The sequence below is a fragment of the Streptomyces iranensis genome (genome assembly GCF_017874715.1).
Taxonomy (GTDB): domain Bacteria; phylum Actinomycetota; class Actinomycetes; order Streptomycetales; family Streptomycetaceae; genus Streptomyces; species Streptomyces iranensis.
In genome coordinates this window covers 38089-63386 of sequence record NZ_JAGGLR010000007.1, presented here as the reverse complement: position 1 = coordinate 63386, position 25298 = coordinate 38089, and the positions used below count along the sequence as shown (strand labels likewise).

The window sequence follows — 25298 nt, the reverse complement described above, 5'->3', positions numbered from 1 at the left end:
GGGTGATCCTCCGTGACGCACGCTAATGAAGAGAAGCTGGTCGACTATCTGAGGCGAGTGGCAGGCGATCTGCACGAAACGCGTCAGCGGCTGCGCGAGCTGGAGGACCGCTCCCAGGAGCCGGTGGCCGTGGTCGGCATGGCCTGCCGCTACCCCGGCGGCGCCGACTCGCCCGAGGCGCTGTGGCGGCTCCTGGCCTCCGGCGCGCACGCGATGGGGGAGTTCCCCGACGACCGCGGCTGGGACCTGGAGGGGTTGTTCCACCCGGACCCGGACCACCCCGGCACCAGCCATGCCCGCGAGGGCGGCTTCCTCTACGACGCCGACCGCTTCGACCCCGAGTTCTTCGGGATCAGCCCGCGCGAGGCGCTGGTCATCGACCCGCAGCAGCGGCTGCTGCTGGAGGTGTCCTGGGAGCTTCTCGAACGCGCCGGAATCGACCCGGTCTCGCTGAAGGGCACCTCGACGGGCGTGTACGCCGGGACCGCGCTGCCCGGCTTCGGCACTCCGCACATCGAGAAGAGCGCCGAGGGCTATCTGGTGACGGGCAACGCGCCCAGTGTGCTCTCCGGCCGGGTGGCGTACACCCTCGGCCTGGAGGGACCCGCCGTCACGGTGGACACGGCGTGCTCGTCCTCGCTGGTCGCGATGCACCTGGCCGGGCAGGCGCTGAGGCAGGGCGAGTGCACCCTGGCCCTGGCGGGCGGGGTGACGGTGATGGCCATCCCGAATGTCTTCACCGAGTTCTCCCGGCAGCGCGGGCTGGCCCCCGACGGCCGGTGCAAGGCGTTCTCCGCCGACGCCGACGGCACCGCCTTCTCCGAGGGCGTCGGCCTGGTGCTGCTGGAGCGGCTGTCCGACGCCCGGCGCAACGGCCACCGGGTGCTGGCCGTGATCCGGGGCTCGGCCATCAACCAGGACGGCGCGTCCAACGGCCTGACGGCGCCCAACGGGCCCTCCCAACAGCGCGTCATCCTCCAGGCGTTGGCGAACGCACGGCTGTCCCCGGCCGAGGTGGACGTGGTGGAGGCGCATGGCACCGGAACCCGTCTCGGCGATCCCATCGAGGCCCATGCACTGCTCGCCACCTACGGCCGGGACCGGACCGAGGACCGGCCGCTGTGGCTTGGATCGGTCAAGTCCAACATCGGTCACACCCAGGGTGCCGCGGGCGTGGCCGGTGTCATCAAGATGATCATGGCGATGCGGCATGAGACGCTGCCCGCCACCTTGAACGTCAAGCACCCCACGCCCCATGTGGCATGGGACACCGGCGCCGTACGCCTGCTCACCGAAGCCGTCGGGTGGCCGGGTGGCGAACGGCCGCGCCGGGCCGGGGTGTCCTCCTTCGGCATCTCGGGGACCAACGCCCATCTGCTGCTCGAACAGCCCCCCGCCGACGAGCCCTTCACCTCGGCCGGGACCCCTGAGCCGACCGCCGCGGACCCGGCGACGCCGGACCGCCGCGTGGTGCCCTGGGTGGTGTCCGCCCGTACCGGACAGGCGTTACGGGACCAGGCCGGGGCGCTCGCCGCCCACCTCACCGCCCACCCCGGGCCGCCCGTGGCCGATGTGGGCCGGTCGCTGGCCCGGACCCGCTCGGCCTTCGAACACCGGGCCGTTGCCATCGGCGAGGACCACGACGAGCTGCTGGCCGCCGTGCGGGCGCTGGCCGACGACCAGAGCCACCCCGGGCTGATCCGGGCCACGGCGGCGACCCGCTCAAGTGGCACCGCCTTCATGTTCACCGGGCAGGGCAGCCAGCGGCCCGGTATGGGCCGTGAGCTGTACCGGACCTTCGAGGTGTTCGCCGCCACTCTGGACGAGGTCTGCGCCCATCTCGATCCGCTGCCCGGCCGACCGCTCCGCGAGATCCTCTTCGCGGCGGAGGACACCGACCAGGCGCGGGCCCTGCACGGTACCGGTGTGACCCAGGCGGCCCTCTTCGCCCTGGAGACCGCGCTCTTCCGGCTCGTCGAGTCGTTCGGCCTCACCCCCTCGTTCCTGACCGGACACTCCGTCGGCGAACTGGTGGCGGCGCATGTGGCGGGCGTGCTGTCCCTGCCGGACGCCTGCGAACTGGTGGCCGCCCGCGGCCGGTTGATGCAGGCGCTGCCCTCCGGCGGTGCGATGGCCGCCGTCGAAGCCACCGAGGAGCAGCTGCTCCCCCTGCTCGCCGGCCATGAGGACCATGTGACGCTCGCCGCGGTCAACGGCCCGGCCTCGGTGGTCGTGTCCGGAGCCGCCGAAACCGTCGACGAGATCGCCCGCACCCTGAAGGAACGAGGGCACCGCACCAAGCGGCTCCGGGTCAGCCATGCCTTCCACTCGCCCCTTCTGGCCCCCATGCTCGACGACTTCCGCGAGGTGGCGCGGCGGCTCACCTACCACGCACCGCGCATTCCGGTGATCTCCAACGTCACCGGCCGGCAGGCCGACCCCGAGCAGCTCCGCGACCCCGAGTACTGGGTGCGCCACGTCATCGAGCCCGTACGGTTCCACGACGGACTGCGCACCCTGCACCGCGAAGGCGTGACACGCTACCTCGAACTCGGCCCGGACGCCGTCCTCACCACCATGGCCCAGGACGCCCTGGCCGCCGACACCGCCGACACCTCCGACACCCCGGGCCCCGCGCCCGTGTTCGCCACCGCCCTGCGTCCGGGCCGCGACGAGCCCCGTACGCTGCTGACCGCGCTCGCCCTGACGCACATCGACGGCGGCACGGTCGACTTCGCCGCCGCCATCCCCGAGGACGCGGGCCATGTCGACCTGCCCACCTACCGGTTCCAGCGGCAGCGGTACTGGCGGCCCGTCCCGAACGCCACCGCCGACGTACGCGCCGTCGGCCTCGGCGCCACCGGCCATCCCCTGCTCCAGGCCGCCGTGGAAACGCCCGATGGCGGGCTGCTGCTCACCGGACGGCTGTCCGCGCACACCCACGCCTGGCTCGCCGACCACACCATCGCGGACAGCGTCCCCCTGCCCGGTACGGCCCTGCTGGAGCTGGGCCTCCTCGCCGCCGCGCACACCGGCTGCGAGCTGATCGACGACCTCACCCTGGAGACCCCGCTGATCCTGCCCGCCTCCGGCGCGGTACGGATCCAGCTCGCCGTCACCGCACCCGACGAGGCCGGACGGCGGACCGTCACCATCGCCTCGCGCCCCGCCGACGAGGGCGGCGACATCCTGGACGCCCCGGCCGCCTGGCGCCACCACGCCACCGGCCTCCTGTCCGCCGCGGCCACGCCACCGCCCGGCGGCGAGCCACCGGCCATGGCCTGGCCACCCGCCGAGGCCGTCCCGGTTGATGTGGCGGACCTGTACGAGCGCCTGGCCGCGCGGGGATACGCCTACGGGCCCGCCTTCCGCGGACTGCACTCCGCATGGCGGCTCGGCGACGAGATGTTCGCCGAGGTACGTCTGGCCCCCGAACAGCGCGGCGAGGCCGACGGCTACGGACTCCACCCCGCCCTGCTCGACAGCGCACTGCACCCGGTGGAGGAGCTCTTCGGCGGCATGGGCGGCATGGGCGGCAAGGGCCGCTTCGGAGGTGACCACGCGCCGGACGGCGCCGAGGGGACCGTCCGGCTGCCGTTCTCCTTCGGCGGGGTGCGGCTCTTCGCCACCGGCGCCACCCGGCTGCGCGTACGCATCACCCCCACCGCCCCGGACACCATCACCCTGAGGCTGACCGACGACCACGGCGCGCCCGTGGCCACCATCGACGCCCTCGGGCTGCGGGAGGTCTCCGCCGACCGCTGGCGCTCGGCCCGCGCCGCCACGGCCGACACCCCGCTGTACCGCCTGGACTGGCAGCCGTATCCGGTCCCCGCCGACTCCGCCCCGCCCTCGGCGAGTTGGGCGCTCGTCGGATCCCAGGACCCGGACCCGGCCCTCCCATCCCTTCCCGACCTGGCCGCCCTGCGGGCCGTCCTCGACGGCGGACAGCCCGCCCCCGACATCGTCGTCCTCGAATGCCCCGGCACACCGGACACCGCACCACACCCCGACGAAACACCCGCTCGCGTACGCGCGGCGGTCCATCACGTCCTCGACGCACTGCGCACCTGGCTGACGGAAGAGCGGTTCAGCGGGGCCCGGCTGGTCATCGCCACCCGTGGCGCCGTCGCCACCGGCCCCGGGGACGGGCCCGCCGACCTGGCCACCGCGCCCGTATGGGGCCTGGTCCGCGCCGCCCAGGCCGAACACCCCGAGCGCATCCTGCTGCTCGACCTGGACGACGACCCCGCCTCGCGCGATGCCCTGAGCACCGTCCTTCCGGCCGCCGTCGCCGGTGCCGAATCCGAGGTGGCGGTACGGGCGGGAACGGCCCATGTGCCCCGTCTGGTCACCGTTCGCCCTGACCACGACACCCCGTCCCGCACCCTCGACCCGGACGGCACGGCACTGATCACCGGTGGCACCGGAGCGCTCGGCCGGCTGGTCGCCCGCCATCTGGTCACCGCACACGGCGCCCGCCATCTGCTGCTGGTCAGCCGGCGTGGTGGCATCACGGAGGACATCGACGCGTTCGCGGACGAACTGACCGCGCTGGGCGCGGCGGACGTACGCGTCACCGCGTGTGACGCCGCCGACCCCGAGGCGCTGGCCGCCCTGCTCGACTCGCTCCCCGAAGCCCATCCGCTGACGGCCGTCATCCATGCCGCGGGAGTGCTCGACGACGGTGTGGTCACCGCCATGACCCCCGAGCAACTCGACACCGTCCTCGCCCCGAAGGTGGATGCCGCGTGGCATCTGCACCGGCTGACCCGGGACATGGATCCGGCCGCGTTCGTGATGTTCTCCTCCGCCGCCTCCATCATGGGCAACGGCGGCCAGGCCAACTATGCCGCGGCCAACATGTTCCTCAACGCCCTCGCCGAGCACCGCCGCGCCGAGGGGCGGACGGCCCACGCGCTGGCCTGGGGGCTGCTGGCGTCCGCCGGTGGCATGACCGGCCACCTGGATGACGCGGACCTCGCCCGGATGGCCCGCTCCGGTATCGCCGCCGTCTCAGGCGAGCAGGCGCTGACGCTGCTCGACGCGGCACTCACCACCGACCGCCCCACGCTCGTCCCCGCGCGCTTCGACCTCGCGGCGCTGCGCACCCGGGCCGCCGCCGGGCCACTTCCGCCCGTGCTGCGGCGGCTGGTGCACGTCCCCACGCGGGCCGCGCGGAACACCGGATCGGGCTCCTTGTCCGGGCGGCTCGCCGGGCTGTCCACCGAGGAGCGGGACCGGCTCATCGGAGAGCTGGTACGCGACCAGGTGGCCACCGTACTCGCCCATCCCGCACCGGAGGCCATCGACCTGGGCAGGGCGTTCCAGGATCTCGGCTTCGACTCGCTCACGGCGCTCGACCTGCGCAACCGGCTCAACGCCGCCACCGGCACCCGGATCCCGGCCACCGTCGTCTTCGACTATCCGACCCCCGACGCCCTGGTGCGCTTCCTGCGGGAGCGGCTGGTCGGCGCACCGGCCGGGACACCGCTCCCGACGACGCCGGCCGTCGTGGCCACCGACGACGACCCGATCGCCATCGTCGGCATGGCCTGCCGCTATCCGGGCGGCGTCGGCTCCCCCGAGGAGCTGTGGCGGCTGGTGGCCGAGGGCGGGGACGCGATCGGGGAGTTCCCTGCGGACCGTGGCTGGGACCTCGGGGGCCTCTTCGACCCCGACCCGGACCACACGGGCACCAGCTACGCACGCGAGGGCGGGTTCCTCTACGAGGCGCCGCGGTTCGACGCGGAGTTCTTCGGGATCCCACCCCGCGAGGCGCTGGCCACCGACCCCCAGCAGCGGCTGCTGCTGGAAACCGCGTGGCAGGCGTTCGAGAGCGCGGGCATCGACCCGGTGAGCCTGCGCGGCAGCCGCGGCGCGGTGATCACCGGCGTGATGTACGACGACTACGGAAGCCGCTTCCTGGGCCGCACCCCGGAGGGCGTCGAGGGCCGGCTGATGACCGGCAGCACACCGAGCATCGCCTCCGGCCGGGTGGCGTTCACCTTCGGCCTGGAGGGGCCCGCGGTGACGGTGGACACGGCGTGTTCGTCGTCGCTGGTGGCCATGCATCTCGCGGCGCAGGCCCTGCGGCAGGGCGAGTGCACCCTGGCCCTGGCCGGTGGCGTCACGGTGATGGCCACACCGAACACCTTCGTGGAGTTCTCGCGGCAGCGCGGACTGGCCCCGGACGGCCGCTGCAAGCCGTTCGCCGCGGCGGCCGACGGCACCGGCTGGGGCGAGGGCATCGGGCTGCTCGTCCTGGAGCGGCTGTCGGACGCGCGCCGCAACGGCCGTGAGGCGCTGGCGGTGATCCGTGGGTCGGCGGTCAACCAGGACGGCGCTTCCAACGGTCTGACCGCGCCGAACGGGCCCTCCCAGCAGCGGGTGATCCGCCAGGCCCTGGCCACCGCACGGCTCTCCCCGGCGGACGTCGACGTGGTCGAGGCCCACGGCACGGGCACCACACTCGGCGACCCCATCGAGGCGCAGGCGCTGCTGGCCACGTACGGGCAGGAGCGGCCGGAGGGCCGTCCGCTGTGGCTCGGCTCCATCAAATCCAACATCGGTCATACGCAGGCCGCCGCGGGCGCGGCGGGTGTGATCAAGATGGTCATGGCGATGCGCCATGGCCTGCTGCCCGCCTCGCTGCACATCGATGAGCCGAGCCCGCATGTGGAGTGGGACGACGATGGAGTGCGGCTGCTGACCGAGGCGGTCGAATGGCCGGCGGACGAGCGTCCGCGCCGGGCCGGTGTGTCGTCCTTCGGCATCAGCGGCACCAACGCCCACGTGATCCTGGAACAGGCACCCGACCAGGCCGAACGCACCGAGCCGGAGCCCGAGTCCGATGGCCCCCGGGCGGTGCCCTGGGTGCTGTCCGCGCGGGGCGCGGGCGCGCTGCGGGACCAGGCGCGGGCGCTGGCCGCGCGGCTGGCCACCGGCCCCACCGCCTCGCCCGCCGAGGTGGGCTGGTCCCTCATCCGCTCCCGTACCCTGTTCGACCACCGCGCCGTGGTGGTCGGCGAGAGCCACGCCGAACTGATGGCGGCCATCGAGGCCCTGGCGGCCGACGAGACACACCCGGGCGTTGTGCACACGGGCACGGCCGCCACCACGGGCGGCGCGGGTCCGGTGCTGGTGTTCCCCGGGCAGGGTTCGCAGTGGATCGGGATGGGCGCCGGACTGCTGGACGCCTCACCGGTGTTCGCCGCCCGGGTGGCCGAGTGTGAACGAGCGCTCGCGCCCCACGTCGACTGGTCGCTCACCGATGTGCTGCGCGGCGTGGACGGCGCGGGCGATCTGAGCCGGGTGGACGTGGTGCAGCCGGTCCTCTGGGCGGTGATGGTGTCCCTGGCCGCCGTATGGGCGGGCCACGGGGTGCGGCCCGCCGCCGTCGTGGGCCACAGCCAGGGCGAGATCGCCGCCGCCTGCGTGGCCGGGGCGCTCACCCTGGAGGACGGGGCCCGGATCGTGGCCCTGCGCAGCCGGGCGCTGCGCCAACTGGCCGGTGGCGGGGCCATGGCCTCCCTCGGCGTGGGTCAGGAACAGGCCACGGATCTGCTGTCCGGTCTCGGCGACCGCGCCACCGCCGTGGTCGTGGCCGCCGTGAACGGCCCCGCCTCCACGGTGGTGTCCGGCCCGCCGGAGCAGGTGGCCGCGGCCGTGGCCGCCTGTCGTGACACCCGGGAACGCGCCCGGATGATCGAGGTGGACTACGCCTCGCACAGTCCCCAGGTCGATGCGATCGCCGACGAACTCACCGAGCTGCTCGCGGGGGTTGAGCCGGTCGGGACGCCCGGATCCGCCGGGGTGGCGTTCTACTCCACCGTGACGGGCGCCCGTGCCGACGGCTCCGTCCTGGACACGGGCTACTGGGTACGGAACCTGCGGGAGCCGGTACGGTTCGCCGAGGCGATCCGGGCGCTGCTGGCCGATGGCCACCGGGTGTTTATCGAGGCCAGCACCCACCCCGTCCTCACGGTGGGCATGCAGGAGAGCTTCGAGGAGGCGGGCCTCCCCGCCGCCACCGTCCCCACCCTGCGCCGGGACCACGGCGATCCCGCCCAGTTGGTGCGATCGCTGGCCCAGGCGTTCACCGCGGGGGTCGACGTCGACTGGACCACCCTGTTCCCCACCGATCCCGCGCCCCGCACCGTGCCGCTGCCCACCTACGCCTTCCAGCGGGAGCGCTACTGGCTCGAGGGCACCGCGGGCCGGGGCGGCGATCCCACCGACCTCGGCCTGGTCTCCGCGGACCACCCGCTGCTCGGCGCGGCCGTGGAACTCGCCGACGGCAGCACCCATCTGCTCACCGGACGGCTGACGGCCGGTGGCGGCGAGGGCTGGCTCGGCGAACACGTGGTGGCGGGCGCCCGGCTGATCCCGGGCGCGGCCCAGGTCGAATGGGCGCTGCGGGCCGCCGACGAGGCGGGCTGCGGCACGGTGGAGGAACTCGCCCTGCGGGTCCCGCTCGTCCTCCCCGACACCGGTGGGCTGCGCGTCCAGGTGGTGGTGGGCGAGGCCGCCGACGACGGACGCCGTGACGTACGGGTGTACTCCCGGCCCGACCGCGACGCCGAAGCCACCGCGGACCCGGTCTGGGTGTGCCATGCGGTCGGCGTACTCGGCCCCCAGTGCGAATCGGCGCCCCAGCTCGCCGGGGCCTGGCCCCCGGCGAGCGCGGAAGCGGTGGACACGGACGGCTTCTACGAGCGTGCCGAGGCCGCCGAATACGGATACGGCCCCGCGTTCCGGGGCGTCCGGAAGCTGTGGCGCGACGGCGCGGATGTGCTGGCCGAGGTGGCGCTGCCCGAAGCCGCGGGCGACCAGGCCGGATTCGGCATCCACCCGGCGCTGCTCGATGCCGCACTGCACCCGGCGTCCCTCCTCGAACGGACCGACCGGACCGACCGGCCCGACCGGACCGACCGGACCGACCGGACCGACCGGCCCGACCGGACCGACCGGCCCGAGGTGCAGCACGACGGCGGCCAGGTGTGGCTGCCGTTCGCCTGGCACGGCGTCTCCCTGTGGGCCGCCGGAGCGACCACCGTACGCGTCCGGCTGTCCCCGAGTGAGCAGGGCGCGGACGGCGAGCGGGCGCTGCGGATCGCCGTGGCCGACGCCGTGGGCGACCCGGTCCTGACGGTCGACTCGCTGGTGCTGCGCCCGGCCCGTACGGATCAGCTGCGGACCCCCGGACGGGCCGCCGTGGACGGGCTGTTCACCCTGGACTGGATCCCGCTCCCCGAGGCGGCGCCCGGTGCGGACACGGGCCTGCCCCAACCGGTGGCAGGGGACGGCGGCTGGGTGGCGCTGGGCTCCGAGATCCTGGACTGGGCCCCCTCGGGCATGGTCCGCCACCCGGACCTGGAGTCGCTGGTCGCGGCGATCGACGCCGGGGCCCCCGTGCCCTCGGTGGCGCTGACCGCCGTACCGGCCTCGACGACGGCCGTGGACATCGGGGCCGCCGAGGCCGATGCCCTGGCGGTCGTACGGCGGACCCTGGACCTGTTGCGGGGCTGGCTGGCCGAACCCCGGCTGACCGACAGCCGCCTGGTGGTGGTGACACACGGCGCGGTCGCGGCCGGTGGCCCGGTGGCGGACGACCCCGGCTCCCGGGCCGTGGACACGGCCGGTGCCGCCGTGTGGGGGCTGCTGCGCAGCGCACAGGCCGAGAACCCGGACCGGTTCATCCTGCTCGACCGCGATCCGCGCGGCGTCCCCGACTCCGACGAGATCGGCGCGGCGGTGCTGGACGGTGTGCTGAAGGCCGTCGCCCTGGACGAACCGCAGGTGGTGGTGGGCTCCGGCCGGGTGCGGGCACCCCGTCTGATGCGGGCGGGCGGCCCCGGCAGCGGTGGTCTGGTGGGCCCGGTGGCACAGTCCGCGTGGCGGCTCGCCGTGACGGGCGCGTCCACCGTGGACCATGTGACGCCCGTGCCATGCCCCGAGGTGCTGGAGCCACTGGGGCCGGGAGAGGTCCGGATCGAGGTGCACGCGGCGGGCATGAACTTCCGCGATGCGCTCATCGTCGTCGGGATGTACCCCGGGGGCGGGGTGTTCCGCGGCAGCGAGGGCGCCGGAGTGGTCGTGGACATCGGCCCGGAGGTGACCGGACTCGCGGTGGGCGACCGGGTCATGGGCCTGTTCGAGGGCGCGTTCGGCCCGTGGGCGGTGGCGGACGCGCGCATGGTCGTGCCGATCCCCGACGGCTGGAGCTTCCGGCAGGCGGCCGCCGTACCGGTGGTGTTCCTCACCGCCTGGTACGGGCTGGTGGACCTGGCCGGATTGCGGAACGGCGAAACGGCGCTGATCCACGCCGCCACCGGCGGCGTCGGCATGGCGGCGGTGCAGATCGCCCGCCACCTGGGCGCCGAGGTCTATGCCACGGCGAGCCCCGGCAAGCACGGTGTGCTGGAGGAGATGGGCATCGATGCGGCGCATCGGGCCTCGTCGCGCGATCTGGACTTCGAGGAGACGTTCCGCGAGGCCACCGGCGGACGTGGCGTCGATGTGGTGCTCAACAGCCTCGCCGGGCCGTTCGTGGACGCCTCCCTGCGGCTGCTGGCCGACGGTGGACGGCTCTCCGAGATGGGCAAGACCGACATCCGCGACCCCGAACACCTCGCTGCCGCGCGTACGGGCATCCGCTATCGCGCCTTCGACCTGGTCCCCGACGCCGGGCCGGACCGCATCGGGGAGATGTTGCGCGACTTGAGCGAGCTGTTCGCCGCCGGAGTGCTGCGGCCCGCACCCGTACGGCCCTGGCCGCTCAGCCGGGCACGGGACGCGCTACGGCAGCTGAGCCAGGCCAAGCACACCGGCAAGCTGGTGCTCGACGTACCCGCCGCGGTCGACCCGGACGGCACGGTCCTCATCACCGGTGGCACCGGCACCCTGGGCGCCTATGTCGCCGAACACCTCGTCCGCGCCTGGGGGATCGGGCATCTGCTGCTGGTGAGCAGGCGGGGGCCGGACGCTCCGGGCGCCCGCGACCTGGCCGCCCGGCTGGAGGGGCTGGGCGCGCGGGTGCGCGTCGCGGCGGCGGATGTCACCGACGCCTCGGCGGTGGCGGAGCTGGTGGCGGGGGTCGACCCCGAGCATCCGCTGACCGGAGTCATCCACGCCACCGGTGCGCTGGACGACGCGGTGGTGACCTCACAGACCCCCGAACGGCTGGCGCGGGTCTGGACGGCCAAGGCCACGGCCGCGGCCCATCTGCACACGGCGACGGCGCGTCTGCGGCTCGGCATGTTCGTCCTCTTCTCCTCCGCCGCGGGCACACTCGGCAGCCCGGGACAGGCCAACTACGCCGCCGCCAACGCCTTTTGCGACGCGCTCGCCGCCCACCGCCGGGCCGTCGGGCTGCCGGGAGTCTCGATCGCCTGGGGCCTGTGGGCCGACGCAAGCGGCATGACCGGACACCTCGCCGAGGCGGATCTGGCCAGGATGTCCCGTACCGGCGTGGCCGCCCTGAGCACTCGGCACGGTCTGGCCCTGCTCGACGCCGCCGTCCAGCACGGCGGTAGCCATCTGGTCGCCGCCCAGGTATACCCCCGCACCCTCGCCGGACTGCCCGCCGACAGCCTGCCCGCCACGCTGCGCGCCCTGGCCACCACCGGCGGCGGTGGCGGCGCCGGGCGGCGCACCGCGGCGGCGGCCGGGGAGGGCCGACAGGTCGACTGGGGCGCCCGGCTCGCGGACCTGTCCACGGCCGAACGACACCGACTCGTCCTCAACCTGGTCCGTGGCCACGCGGCCACGGTCCTCGGACACGCCGACGTGGACGCCGTGCAGGCAGAGGCCAGCTTCAAGGAGCTGGGCTTCGACTCCCTGACCGCCGTCGAACTGCGCAACCGGCTGGCCGCCGCCACCGGACTGCGCCTGCCCGCCGGAATGGTCTTCGACTACCCGGAAGCGGCCGTACTCGCCGACTACCTGCTGGAACGGCTGGCCCCCGGCGACGGGGCCACGCCGGGGCGGGACGCCGTCGACCCGGTCCTGGGCGAGCTGGCCAGGCTGGACACCACCCTGGCCACCCTCGACACGGACGACGAAGGCCGGCAGCGGATCGCCCAACGGCTGGGTGCCCTGCTGGCGAAGTGGAACGGCGGCGGGTCCGTCGACCCGGCCGCCGCGACCGGCTTCGACGCCCTCGAAGGCGCCTCGGACGACGAGATGTTCGAGCTCATTGACCGTGAACTGCCCTGATGGAGGCTCGGAACTGATGTCGGGTACCGAAGAGAAGCTCCGCCAGTACCTCAAGAAGGTCACGTCCGATCTGGGGCAGACGCGTCGGCGGCTTCGTGAGCTGGAGGAGCGTTCCCAGGAGCCGGTGGCCATCGTCAGCATGGCCTGCCGGTTTCCCGGCGGAATCACCTCGCCCGAAGACCTGTGGCGGCTGGTCGCCTCGCGCGGCGACGCGATCGGCGAGTTTCCGACCGACCGCGGCTGGGACCTGAACGGGCTGTTCCACCCGGACCCCGACCACTCCGGCACCAGCTATGTCCGCCACGGCGGATTCCTCGACCGGGCCGACGGCTTCGACGCCACCTTCTTCGGCATCAGCCCCCGCGAGGCCCTGGCGGCCGAACCCCAGCAGCGCCAACTGCTCGAAGTCTCCTGGGAATTGTTCGAACGCGCCGGAATCGACCCCACCTCGCTGAAGGGCACCCCCACCGGGGTCTACGCGGGCGCCGGAATCCTCGGCTTCGGCACCCCGCAGATCGAAAAGAGCGCGGAGGGATATCTGCTCACCGGAAACACCCTGAGCGTCGTCTCGGGTCGGGTGGCCTTCACCCTCGGCCTGGAGGGGCCCGCGGTGACGGTGGATACGGCGTGTTCGTCGTCGCTGGTGGCGATGCATCTGGCCTGCCAGGCGCTGCGGCAGGGCGAGTGCACCCTGGCCCTGGCCGGTGGCGTAACCGTCATGACCACCCCGAACACCTTCGTGGAGTTCTCCCGCCAGCGCGGTCTCGCCCCCGACGGCCGCTGCAAGCCCTTCGCGGCCGCCGCGGACGGCACGGGCTTCTCGGAGGGCGTGGGGCTCCTGCTGCTGGAGCGGCTGTCAGACGCGCGGCGCAACGGCCACCAAGTGCTGGCGGTGCTCCGGGGCTCGGCCATCAACCAGGACGGCGCGTCGAACGGGCTCACCGCGCCGAACGGCCCCTCGCAGCAGCGGGTGATCCGCCAGGCGCTGATCAACGCACAGTTGTCGTCCGCCGAGGTGGACGCGGTGGAGGCCCATGGCACGGGCACCACGCTCGGCGACCCGATCGAGGCTGAGGCGCTGCTCGCCGCGTACGGCCGGGACCGGCCGGAGGACCGGCCGCTGTGGCTCGGCTCGCTGAAGTCCAACATCGGCCATACGCAGGGCGCGGCGGGTGTGGCCGGTGTGATCAAGATGGTGATGGCCCTCCGCCATCAACTGCTGCCCGCCACACTGCACGTCGACGAGCCGACCCCGCATGCGGACTGGTCCGGCGGGACGGTGCGGCTGCTCACGGACCCGGTGGAGTGGCCGAGGAACGAGCGGCCACGCCGGGCCGGTGTGTCGGCGTTCGGGATCAGCGGTACCAATGCGCATGTGATCGTGGAGCAGGCTCCTGAGGAGGATGCGTCGGCGGCGTCCTCTGAGGTGGGTGGGGTGGTGCCGTGGGTGGTGTCGGGGCGGAGTGTGGAGGCGTTGCGGGGGCAGGCTGGGGCGTTGGCTGGGTGGGTGGGGGGTGCGTCCGAGCTTTCGTCGGTTGATGTGGGGTGGTCGTTGGTTGCGGCGCGGTCGGTGTTTGAGCATCGGGCGGTGGTGGTGGGTGATGACCGCGCGGAGTTGTTGGCCGCCGTGGGGGCGTTGGCGGGGGGTGTGTCGCATCCGGGGGTGGTGTGGTCGGGTGCGGCGGCGTTGACGGGAGACGTAGGCCCGGTGTTGGTGTTTCCGGGTCAGGGTTCGCAGTGGGTGGGGATGGGCGCGGAGCTGTTGGAAGCGTCGCCGGTGTTCGCGGCTCGGGTGGCGGAGTGTGAGGGGGCGCTGGCGCCGTATGTGGACTGGTCGCTCGCGGACGTGTTGCGTGGGGTGGAGGACGCGGCGGATCTGGGCCGGGTGGATGTGGTTCAGCCTGTCCTGTGGGCGGTGATGGTGTCGTTGGCGGCGGTGTGGGCTGGACATGGCGTACGTCCTGTGGCGGTGGTGGGTCATAGTCAGGGTGAGATCGCGGCGGCTGTTGTCGCGGGGGTGCTGTCTCTGGAGGATGGTGCCAGGGTCGTGGCGTTGCGGAGCAAGGCGTTGCGGCGGTTGGCCGGTGGTGGGGCGATGGCTTCGCTCGGGGTGGGTCAGGAGCGGGCGGGGCATCTGCTGTCCGAGCTGGGCGATCAGGCTGCTGGTGTAGGTGTGGCGGCATCCAACGGACCGTCCTCGATGGTGGTTTCGGGTCCGCCGGGGCAGGTGGCCGCTGTCGTGGCCGCGTGCCAGGAGGCCGGGGAGCGGGCGCGGCTGATCGAGGTGGACTATGCCTCGCACGGCCCTCAGGTGGATAAGATCCGCGAGGAGTTGAACGAAATCCTGGCCGGTGTCCACCCCGCCGCCGGTGGCGTGGGTGAGGTGGCGTTCTATTCGACGGTGACGGGCGGCCGGGTCGATGCGTCCGTTCTGGATGCGGACTATTGGGTGCGGAATCTGCGGGAGCGGGTGCGGTTCGCCGATGCCGTCGAGGCGTTGTTGGCGGATGGGCATCGGGTGTTTATCGAGGCCAGTACCCACCCTGTGCTGACCATCGGGATGCAGGAGACGTTCGAGCAGGCGGGTGTGGACGCGGTCGCCGTACCGACCCTGCGTCGCGATCACGGTGGTCAGGCTCAGCTCCTTGACTCCCTCGGTCAGGCGTTCATCGCCGGGGTCGAGGTGGATTGGAGGGCGGCGTTCCCGGCCGAACCCACCCCTCGTACGGTCGATCTGCCCACGTACGCCTTCCAGCACCAGCGTTACTGGATGAACGCCTCGGGTGCGACCGGTGACCCCAGCGGTCTCGGTCTGGTCGCCGCGGGCCATCCGTTGCTGGGCGCCGCCGTGGAGCTGGCCGATGGAAGCACTCATCTGCTCACCGGGCGCATTGCGGCCGGTGGCGGTGATGGCTGGCTCGGCGAGCACATCGTGGCGGACGCTGTCCTGGCCCCGGGCGCGGCCATGGTGGAGTGGGCGTTGCGAGCGGCCGACGAGGTCGGCTGTGGTGGGGTCGAGGAACTGGCGCTGCAGGTCCCGTTGGTGCTGCCCGAGTCGGGCGGGCTGCGTGTCCAGGTGGTGGTGGGCGCCGGGGCGGAGGACGGGCGGCGCGATGTGCGGATCTACTCCCGTCCGGATGGCGAGGCCGACCCGGGTGCCGACGTGGGCTGGGTGTGCCATGCCGAGGGGGTGCTGAGCCCGGCGCCGGAAGGCGGGGGCCCGTCGGCCGAGGGGCTGGGCGGCACATGGCCTCCGGCGGGTGCGCAACCGGTTGATCTGGAGGGGTTCTACGAGCGCTCCGCGGCGACGGGTTATGCGTACGGGCCGTCGTTCCAGGGGTTGCGCGCGGTGTGGCGGGACGGTGCGGACCTGCTGGCCGAGGTGGCGCTGCCCGAGGTGGCGGGCGACGCGGACGGGTTCGGTATCCACCCGGCGCTGCTCGACGCGGCCCTGCACCCGGCCCTCCTGCTCGACACCGGGCCTGACCAGGAGCAGGACGGCGGCCAGGTGTGGTTGCCGTTCGCCTGGAACGGGGTGTCGCTGTGGGCCGCCGGAGCCAGCACCGTACGCGTTCGGCTGTCCCCGCATCGGGACGGTGCCGAGGGCGAGCGCGGGCTGCGGCTGGTGGTGGCCGATGCCGTGGGCGACCCCGTTCTGACGGTCGACTCCCTGGTGACGCGACAGGCTGCCGTAGAGCGGTTGAGGGCTGGGGCAACGCGTGGTGTGGACGGTCTGTTCGTCCTGGACTGGACCCCACTGCCGCAGCCGACGGGGACCGGCGGGCCGGTGGCCGATCGCGACAGCTGGGTGGTGCTGGCGGCCGGAGGTGCTGACCCGGCTCTGGAGGCGTTGCTCGCGAGGCTCGATGACGGGGAGCCGGTCCCGGCCGTGGTGCTCGCCGAGATCCCGCGCCCGGACGCCGATGCCGATGTCGTGGCCGACCTGGCGACTGCTGATCTGGCGACTGCTGGTCTGGCGATGGCGCAACGGGCTCTGGCGCTGGTGCAGAAGTGGCTTGCCGAGCCACGGCTTGCCGATTCCCGGTTGGTCGTGGTGACGCGTGGCGCGGTCACCGTCACCGACGCCGAGGGTGGTATGGATGTGGCCGCCGCCGCGCTCTGGGGGCTTCTGCGGAGCGCTCAGGCGGAGAACCCGGGGCGATTCCTGCTGCTCGACCTCGACCTCGACCTCGACCTCGACCTTGGCCTCGGCCCGGCGGCCGATGCGAGCGCGGACAACGTACGGGACACCGTCGCGCGAGCGGTGGACCTGGACGAATGGCAGTTGGCCTTGCGGGATGGGCAGGCGTGGGTGCCACGGCTGATTCGTGCCTCCGCCGACAGCGGTCCGGAGGGGCGGGACGCCCCCGTGGCGCTCGATCCCGACGGCACCGTGCTGGTGACGGGCGGCACCGGCACCCTCGGCGGTCTGGTGGCCGAACATCTGGTGCGCTCCTGGCAGGTCGGCCATCTGCTCCTGGTGAGCCGCCGCGGGCCGGACGCCCCGGGAGCCGGCGAACTGGGAGCGCGTCTGGAGGAGTTGGGCGCGCGGGTGCGGATCGCCGCCGTGGACGTCACGGACGCGTCGGCGGTGGCCGAGCTCGTGGCGGGGATCGACGCCGACCATCCGCTGACCGGTGTCATCCATGCCACGGGGCTGCTCGACGACGCGGTGGTGACCTCCCAGACGCCCGAACGGCTTGCCAGGGTGTGGGCGGCGAAGGCAATGGGTGCGGCACATCTGCATACCGCCACTGCCGATCTTCCGCTGTCCCTGTTCGCGATGTTCTCGTCGGCCGCCGGTGTCCTGGGCAGCCCGGGTCAGGCCAACTACGCGGCGGCGAACGCCTTTTGTGACGCCCTCGCCGCCCACCGACAGGCCCATGGCCTCCCAGGGTTGTCGGTGGCCTGGGGCCTATGGGCCCGGTCAAGCGAGCTGACCGGAAAGCTCGCCGCGACGGACCGGGCCCGGATGTCCCGCTCGGGCATCACCGCGATGTCCAGCGAGAAGGCGCTGAGCCTGCTCGATGCCGCCTGTGCGCAGGGCAGCCCCCTCTTTGTCGCCGCCGCCGTCGACACGGCCGGGGTGGCTCGTCAGGACCTTCCGGCGGTGCTGCGGGGGTTGGTGTCCGGCCGGACCGCGCGCCGGATGGCGGCCGGTGAGATGGGGACTTCGGGGTTGGCGGCTCAGTTGGTGGGGTTGGATGCGGCTGGTCGGTTGGGTGTGGTGGTGGATGTGGTGCGGGGTGGTGTGGCGGTGGTGTTGGGGTTTGGTTCGTTGGGTGAGGTGCGGGTTGATGCGGCGTTCAAGGAGTTGGGTTTTGATTCGTTGACGGCGGTGGAGTTGCGTAATCGGTTGTCGGTGGTGACGGGGTTGCGGTTGCCTGCGACGTTGGTGTTCGACTATCCGACGCCGAGGGTGCTTGCGGAGTATCTGTGCGCTCGGCTGGCCGGCGAGACCGCCGGGAGCCGTGCTCCCCTCGCCGCGAGGGCCGATACGGACGAGCCGATCGCCATCGTCGCGATGACCTGCCGCTTCCCGGGCGGGGTCGGTTCCCCGGAGGAGCTCTGGGATCTGGTCGCCTCGGGCCGTGACGCCATCGGCGAGTTTCCGACCGGCCGGGGCTGGGACCTGGACGGGCTCTTCCACCCCGACCCCGACCACCCCGGCACCTCGTACGCGCGCAAAGGCGGGTTCCTGTATGACGCCGATGCGTTCGATGCGGCGTTCTTCGGGATCAATCCGCGGGAGGCGCTGGCGACGGATCCGCAGCAGCGGTTGCTGTTGGAGGCGTCGTGGGAGGTGCTGGAGCGGGCGGGGATCGACCCGGTGTCGTTGAAGGGGAGCCCGACCGGTGTCTACGCGGGCGTGATGTACCACGACTACGCCGCCGGGCTCAGCGGCGGCGACGCGCGGCTGGAGGGCTACGCCATGCTGGCCAGTTCGGGCAGTGTGGTCTCGGGCCGGGTGGCGTACACGCTGGGCTTTGAGGGTCCGGCGATGACGGTGGACACCGCGTGTTCGTCGTCGCTGGTGGCGATGCATTTGGCGGCGCAGGCCCTGCGTCAGGGGGAGTGCACCCTGGCCCTGGCCGGTGGCGTCACGGTGATGGCCACTCCGGATGTGTTCACCGGTTTCTCCCGTCAGCGCGGCCTGGCCCCCGATGGCCGCTGCAAGCCCTTCGCCGCTGCGGCCGATGGCACCGGCTGGAGCGAAGGCGTGGGCGTTCTGCTGCTGGAACGGCTGTCGGACGCCCGCCGCAACGGCCACGACGTCCTGGCCGTGATCCGTGGCTCCGCCGTCAACCAGGACGGCGCGTCCAATGGATTGACGGCGCCGAACGGCCCCTCACAGCAGCGGGTGATCCGGCAGGCGCTGGCGAGCGCCGGGCTGTCGCCGTCCGACGTCGATGCGGTGGAGGCGCACGGTACGGGTACGACGCTGGGCGATCCGATCGAGGCGCAGGCACTCCTGGCCACCTACGGTCAGGAGCGGCCCGCCGAGCGGCCGCTGCTGCTGGGCTCGATCAAGTCCAACATCGGGCATACGCAGGCGGCGGCCGGTGTCGCGGGTGTCATCAAGATGGTGCAGGCGATCCGGCACGGAATGATGCCCGCCTCCCTGCACATTGACGAACCCACTCCCCATGTGGACTGGGAGAGCGGTGCGGTGCGGCTGCTGTCCGAGCCGGTGGAGTGGCCGAACGGTGAGCGGCCGCGCCGGGCCGGTGTGTCCTCGTTCGGCGCCTCCGGCACCAACGCCCATCTCCTTCTTGAGCAGGCCCCCGAGCCGGTCGAGCGCGTCATGACCGAGCCCGTGGCCTCCCCCGACCGCCTGCGGACCGTTCCATGGCTGCTGTCCGCGCGGAGCACGGAGGCGCTGCGTGGCCAGGCCGCCGCGCTGGCCGAACGGGTGGCCGGGCACCCGGAGATGTCGGCGGTCGAGGTGGGCTGGTCGCTCGCGACCACCCGGTCGCTCTTCGAGCACCGAGCGGTGGCGTTGGCCGATGACCGCGCCGAGCTGCTGGTCGCCGTGGAGGCGCTGGCCACCGGTGAGCCCCATCCGGGTGTGGTGCTCCCCGGCAGTGGAGCGGCGGCGGCGGGCAAGACGGTGTGGCTCTTCAGCGGGCAGGGCAGCCAGCGCCAGGGGATGGGGGCCGGGCTGTACGACCGGTTCCCGGTGTTCGCCGACGCGTTCGACGAAGTCTGCGGGCTGCTCGATCCCCACCTGGAACATCCCCTCCGCGATGTGGTCTTCCACGGTGTGGCCGAGCGGCCTGGGCTGCTGGACCACACCACCTACGCTCAGGCGGGGCTGTTCGCGTTGCACATCGCCCTGGCGCGGCTGCTCGACTCGGTCGGCGTACGACCCGACGCTGTCATCGGTCACTCCATCGGAGAGATCACCGCCGCCCATGTCGCCGGGGTCTTCGACCTCCCCGACGCCTGCCGACTCGTGGCCGCCCGCGCCACCCTCATGGGCCAACTCCCCAGCGGCGGAGGCATGGCCACCATCGCCGCCACCGCCGAGGAACTCGCCGAGGATCTGGCGGCATACGACGGCCAGATGGGCATCGCCGCCCTGAACACTCCCGGCAACACCGTGGTCTCCGGTCCGATCGAGCTGGTCGCCGACATCCGCGCCATCTGGGCGGCAAGGGGCCGCAAGACCAGGGCGCTGACGGTCAGCCACGCCTTCCACTCCCCGCTGATGGACCCCATCCTGGAGCCGTTCGCGCAGGCCATCGACGGCCTGACCTTCCATCGGCCCACCCTTCCGGTGCTCAGCAACCTCACCGGTGAGCCGGCCGACGAGGAGATGGCCACGCCCGGCTACTGGGTGCGGCACATCCGCCAACCCGTGCGATTCCATTCCGCCGTCACCCATATCGCGCCCGAAACCGGCGTCTTCCTCGAGCTCGGCCCCGACCCCGTCCTGGCCACCGCGACCCAGCACACCCTTCAGCACCTCGCCGCCGACGAGGCGACGGCCGACCCTGATGAGGGCGAAGGCGAAGGCGTGGCCGGGCGGCCGAGCCCGCTGGTGGCGGCCACCCTGAGCCGTAAGCGCCCCGATGCCCACGCGCTCGGTCACGCCCTCGCCCAACTGCACACCCATGGTACGGACGTCGACTGGGCCCACTGGTTCCCGGCCGATCCGGCGCTCCGGACGGTCGATCTGCCGACGTACGCCTTCCAGCGCGAACGCTACTGGCTGGCGGCGGGCGGTGGCGTCGGTGGCGTCGGGGACGTGGGGGCCGCCGGGCTACAGCGCGTCGAGCACGCGCACCTGCCGGCGGCCGTCGGGCTCGCCGGTGGCGGGCTGGTGCTGACCGGCCGGGTCATGGCCGGGGGCGGCGGGGGCTGGCTGGCCGAGCATGTGATGGCGGGTACCGTGCTGGCGCCGGGCGCGGCGCTGGTGGAGTGGGCACTACGGGCCGCCGACGAGGCGGGCTGCGGCGGGGTGGAGGAGCTGGCGCTCCAGGTCCCGCTCGTCCTGCCCGCGTCCGGTGGGCTGCGCGTTCAGGTGGTGGTCGGCGTGGCCACCGAGGACGGGCGGCGCGATGTGCGGGTGTACTCCCGGCCCGACCGCGATGTGGAGCCCGGCGCCGACCCGGGCTGGGTATGCCACGCCGAGGGCATCCTGGGCCCGCCGTCCCCGCAGAGCCCCGCGCGGGGCCCGGTGGACGAGCCGGGTCCGGCGTGGCCTCCGGTGGGCGCGGAGCCCGTACGGCTGGACGGGTTCTACGAGCGCGCCGAGGCGTCCGGGTACGCGTACGGGCCGTCGTTCCGTGGACTGCGGGCGGTATGGCGGGACGGTGCCGATCTGCTCGCCGAAGTGGCGCTGCCCGAGGCCGCTGGGGACCCGGAGGGGTTCGGGATCCACCCGGCGCTGCTGGATGCCGCGCTGCATCCGGCGTTCCTCCTGGACCGGCCCGAGGAGGACCACGACGACGGCCGGGTGTGGCTGCCGTTCGTCTGGAACGGCGTATCGCTGTGGGCGGGCGGTGCCACGACCGTACGGGTGCGGCTCTCGCCCCAGCGGCAGGAGGCGGGTGGCGCCGAGGGCGAGCGCGGGCTGCGGGTCGAGGTGGCCGACGCCGTGGGCGGGCCGGTGCTGACCGTCGACTCGCTGGTGATGCGACCGGCCGCCGTCGACCAGCTGCAGGCCTCCGGTGGGCCGCAGATGGACGGGCTGTTCACCTTGGAGTGGACGCCCCTGCCCGTTCCCGCGCAGGACACCGATACGGAAGGCCGGGAGCCGGATCCGGCGGACGGCGGCGGTTGGGTGGTTCTGGGGCCGGACGAGTGCGGGCCGACCGTGCCGGGCGCGGTACGCCATCGGCATCTGGAGGCGTTGGTGTCCGCGCTCGACGGTGACGGCCCCGTTCCCTCGGTGGTCATCGCGTATCTGCCCGCCCTCGGTGACACGTCCGAGAGGCACTTGGATGCGGGCTTGGCGGCCGATGGTTTGGCGGCCTCTAAGTGGGCGCTGGAGCTGGTGCGGGGCTGGCTGGCCGAACCTCGGCTGGCCGACGCCCGGCTGGTGGTGGTCACGCGGGGGGCCGTCGTGATCGACGCACCCGAGGCGGAGGCCCCCGGAGACGGCGGCGTGGACATGGCCGGGGCCGCCGTATGCGGGCTGGTGCGCAGTGCGCAGGCGGAGAACCCGGGGCGGTTCCTTCTGATCGATCTCGACCCGGACGCCGAGCCGCTCGCGGAGGACGTGCGCAGCGCGGTGGCGTGGGCGGCGCACCTGGACGAGCCGCAGGTCGCACCGCGGGCGGGGCGGCTTCGGGTGCCCCGGCTGATGCGTGCCGGTGGCGTGAGCAGCGGCGGCGTGGCCGCACTGGTGGGGCAGCCCGCATGGCGGCTGGAACTGACCGGCGCGGCCACGGTGGAGAACGTGAAGCCGGTGCCGTGCCCGGAGGTGCTCGAGCCCCTCGGACCACGCCAGGTGCGGGTGGCGGTGCACGCGGCCGGTATCAACTTCCGCGACGCACTCATCAGTTTGGGCATGGTCCCGGGCCAGACGGGGCTCGGTGGCGAGGGCGCCGGGGTGGTACTGGGCCACGGCTCCGAGGTGACCGGGCTCGCCGTGGGCGACCGGGTCATGGGGGTCTTCGACCGCGCGTTCGGCCCGACGGCGGTGACCGACGCCCGCATGGTGGCGCCCATTCCCGCCGGGTGGACCTATCCGCAGGCGGCCTCGGTGCCGGTGGCGTATCTCACCGCCTGGTACGGGCTCGTGGAGCTGGCCGGGCTCCGGGCCGGGGAGTCGGTCCTGATCCATGCCGCGACCGGCGGTGTGGGCATGGCGGCCGTACGGATCGCCCGCCACCTGGGGGCGGAGGTCTACGCGACGGCGAGCCCCGGCAAGCACGGTGTGCTGGAGGAGATGGGCATCGATGCGGCGCATCGGGCCTCGTCGCGCGATCTGGATTTCGAGGAGGTGTTCCGCGAGGCCACCGGCGGACGTGGCGTCGATGTGGTGCTCAACAGCCTCGCCGGGCCGTTCGTGGACGCCTCCCTGCGGCTGCTGGACGAGGGCGGTCGGCTGATGGAGATGGGCAAGACCGACCTCCGTGATCCAGAGCGCGTCGCGGAGGAGCACCCGGGAGTGGCGTACCAGATCTACGACCTGATCACCGACGCCGGACCGGAACGCATCGGCCGGATGCTGGGCGAACTGGCTGAGCTGTTCACCGCCGGGGTCACCGGAGCTACCGGGGTCACCGGAGCTGCGGGAGCTGCCGGTGCCGCCGGGGCTGCCGGAACCACCGAGGTCGCCGGTGCCGCCGGGGCCACCGGAGTTACCGGGGCCACCGGAGCCGCCGGAGCTACCGGAGCCGCCGGAGCTACCGGAGCTACCGGGGCCGCCGGAGCTGCCGGGGCCGCCGGAGCCCCTGGGGCCACCGGAGTCGCGGGAGCCGCGGGAGCCGCGGGAGCTGCCGAGGCCGCCGGTGCCGCCGGTGCTGCGGGAGCTGCCGGAGCCGCCGGTGCCGCCGGAGCTGCGGGAGCTGCCGGTGCTGCCGGAGTTGCCGGTGCCGCCGGAGTTACCGGGGCTGCCGGAGCTGCCGGTGCCGCCGGACTTACCGGAGCGGCCGGGGCCACCGGTGCTGCCAGTGCCGCCGGTGCTGCGGGTGCCACCGGTGCCACCGGTGCCACCGGTGCCACCGGAGCTGCCGGGGCTGCCGGTGCTGCCGGTGTCGCCGGAACTGCCGGAGCCGCCGGTGCTGCCGGGGCCACCGGTGCCACCGAGGTCACCGGAGCCGCCGGAGTTACCCGGGCTGCCGGGGCTGCCGGAGCCACCGAGGTCACCGGTGCCGCCGGAGTTACCCGGGCTGCCGGGGCTGCCGGAGCCACCGAGGTCACCGGTGCCGCCGGGGCCACCGGAGCTACCGGGGCCATCGGAGCTACCGGGGCCACCGGAGCTGCCGAGGTCACCAGAGTTACCGGGGCTGCCGGAGTTACCGGAGTTACCAGGGCCGCCGGGGCTGCCGGGGCCACCGGTGCCGCCGGAGCTGCCGGGGCCACCGGACCTACCGGTGCCGCCGAAGTCGCCGGAGCGCGCGGATACACCGCAGCCCTGCCGCCGCTGCCGGTGCGGACCTGGCCGCTGAGCCGGACACGTGAGGCGTTGCGCCATCTCAGCCAGGCCAAGCACACCGGCAAGCTGGTCCTGGACGTCCCCGCCCCGGTCGACCCGGATGGCACCGTCCTCATCACCGGTGGCACCGGCACGCTGGGCGCGCTGGTCGCCGAACACCTCGTACGGGTCTGGCGGATCGGGCATCTGCTGCTGGTGAGCCGCCGGGGCCAGGACGCGCCGGGCACCCAGGATCTCGCCGCCCGGCTGACCGCCCTGGGCGCGCGAGTACACATCGTCGCGGCCGACGTCACCGACGCGACAGCCGTGGCCGATCTGGTGGCGGGGGTCGATCCCGGGCATCCGCTGACCGCGGTCATCCATGCCGCGGGTGTGCTGGACGACGCCGTCGTCACCGCGCAGACTCCCGAGCGGCTGGCGCGGGTCTGGGCGGCGAAGGCCACCGCCGCGGCGCATCTGCACACCGCGACGGCACATCTGCGCCTGGGCGCGTTCTTGCTGTTCTCGTCGGCGGCCGGGGTCATGGGCAGCCCGGGACAGGCCAACTATGCGGCGGCCAACGCGTTTTGCGACGCGCTGGCGGCCCACCGCCGGGCGCTGGGCCTGCCAACGGTCTCGGTGGCGTGGGGCCTGTGGGCCGAAGCCAGCGAGATGACCGGCGGCCTCGCCGACGCGGACCTGGCCCGGATGTCCCGCTCGGGTGTCACCGCGATGGCCGCGGACCACGCCCTCCGGCTGCTCGACGCGGCGTCCGAGCACGGCGGCCACCAGCTGATCGCGGCGGATATGAACACCCGTGTCCTCGCCGCCCAGCCCGCCGACAGCCTCCCGGCCACGCTCCGCGCCCTCGCCGCCTCCGGTGCCGGTGCGGGTGCCGGTGGCGCGGCGGCACGACGTACGGCGGCGGCCGACGCACGGCCGGACGACTGGGCCGACCGGCTGGTGGGCCTGTCCGCCGCGGAACAGCACCGCGCCGTCCTCCAGTTGGTCCGTGGCCATGTGGCCACCGTGCTCGGACACGCGGACGCCGAAGCGGTGCAGGCGGACACCAACTTCAAGGAGCTGGGCTTCGACTCGCTGACCGCCGTAGAACTGCGCAACCGGCTCGCCGCCGCCACCGGTCTGCGCCTGCCCGCCGCCCTCGTCTTCGACTATCCGGACGCCGCCGTACTGGCCGGCTACCTGCTGGAGCGCATCGCCCCGGCGGTCGGCGCCACACCGGGCCGGGGAGGCGCCGATCCGGTCCTCAACGAACTGGCCAGGCTCGAAGCCACCCTGATCGGCCTCGAGATGGAAGACGACGACTCGGGGGCGGTCACGGCACGGCTCGAAAGCCTGCTGGCGAAGTGGAAGGCGACACGAAAGTCGGCGGAGGAAGAGATGACCGCCGCGGAGAGGCTGGAGTCCGCGTCCGCGGCCCAGGTTCTCGACTTCATCGACAACGAACTGGGCGTGTCCTGAATGTGCC

Annotated in this window: 2 protein-coding genes; both read left to right on the top strand. The window is 73.4% G+C overall.

What is annotated here, in order from left to right:
* The first annotated feature begins 12 nt into the window (after nt 1–12).
* Nucleotides 13–12219, top strand: a complete 12207-nt coding sequence (locus J2Z30_RS14010; RefSeq protein WP_044567792.1) for a type I polyketide synthase — start codon at nt 13–15, stop codon at nt 12217–12219.
* 16 nt (nt 12220–12235) lie between these two features.
* Nucleotides 12236–25291 (top strand): type I polyketide synthase, encoded by a 13056-nt coding sequence (locus J2Z30_RS14005; protein WP_209468672.1) that lies wholly within the window; start codon nt 12236–12238, stop codon nt 25289–25291.
* Nucleotides 25292–25298: the final 7 nt, after the last annotated feature.

What these genes read in the sequence shown, in the direction of transcription:
- J2Z30_RS14005 (WP_209468672.1), top strand. Translation starts at nt 12,236, where the DNA reads ATGTCGGGTACCGAAGAGAAGCTCCGCCAGTACCTCAAGAAGGTCACG.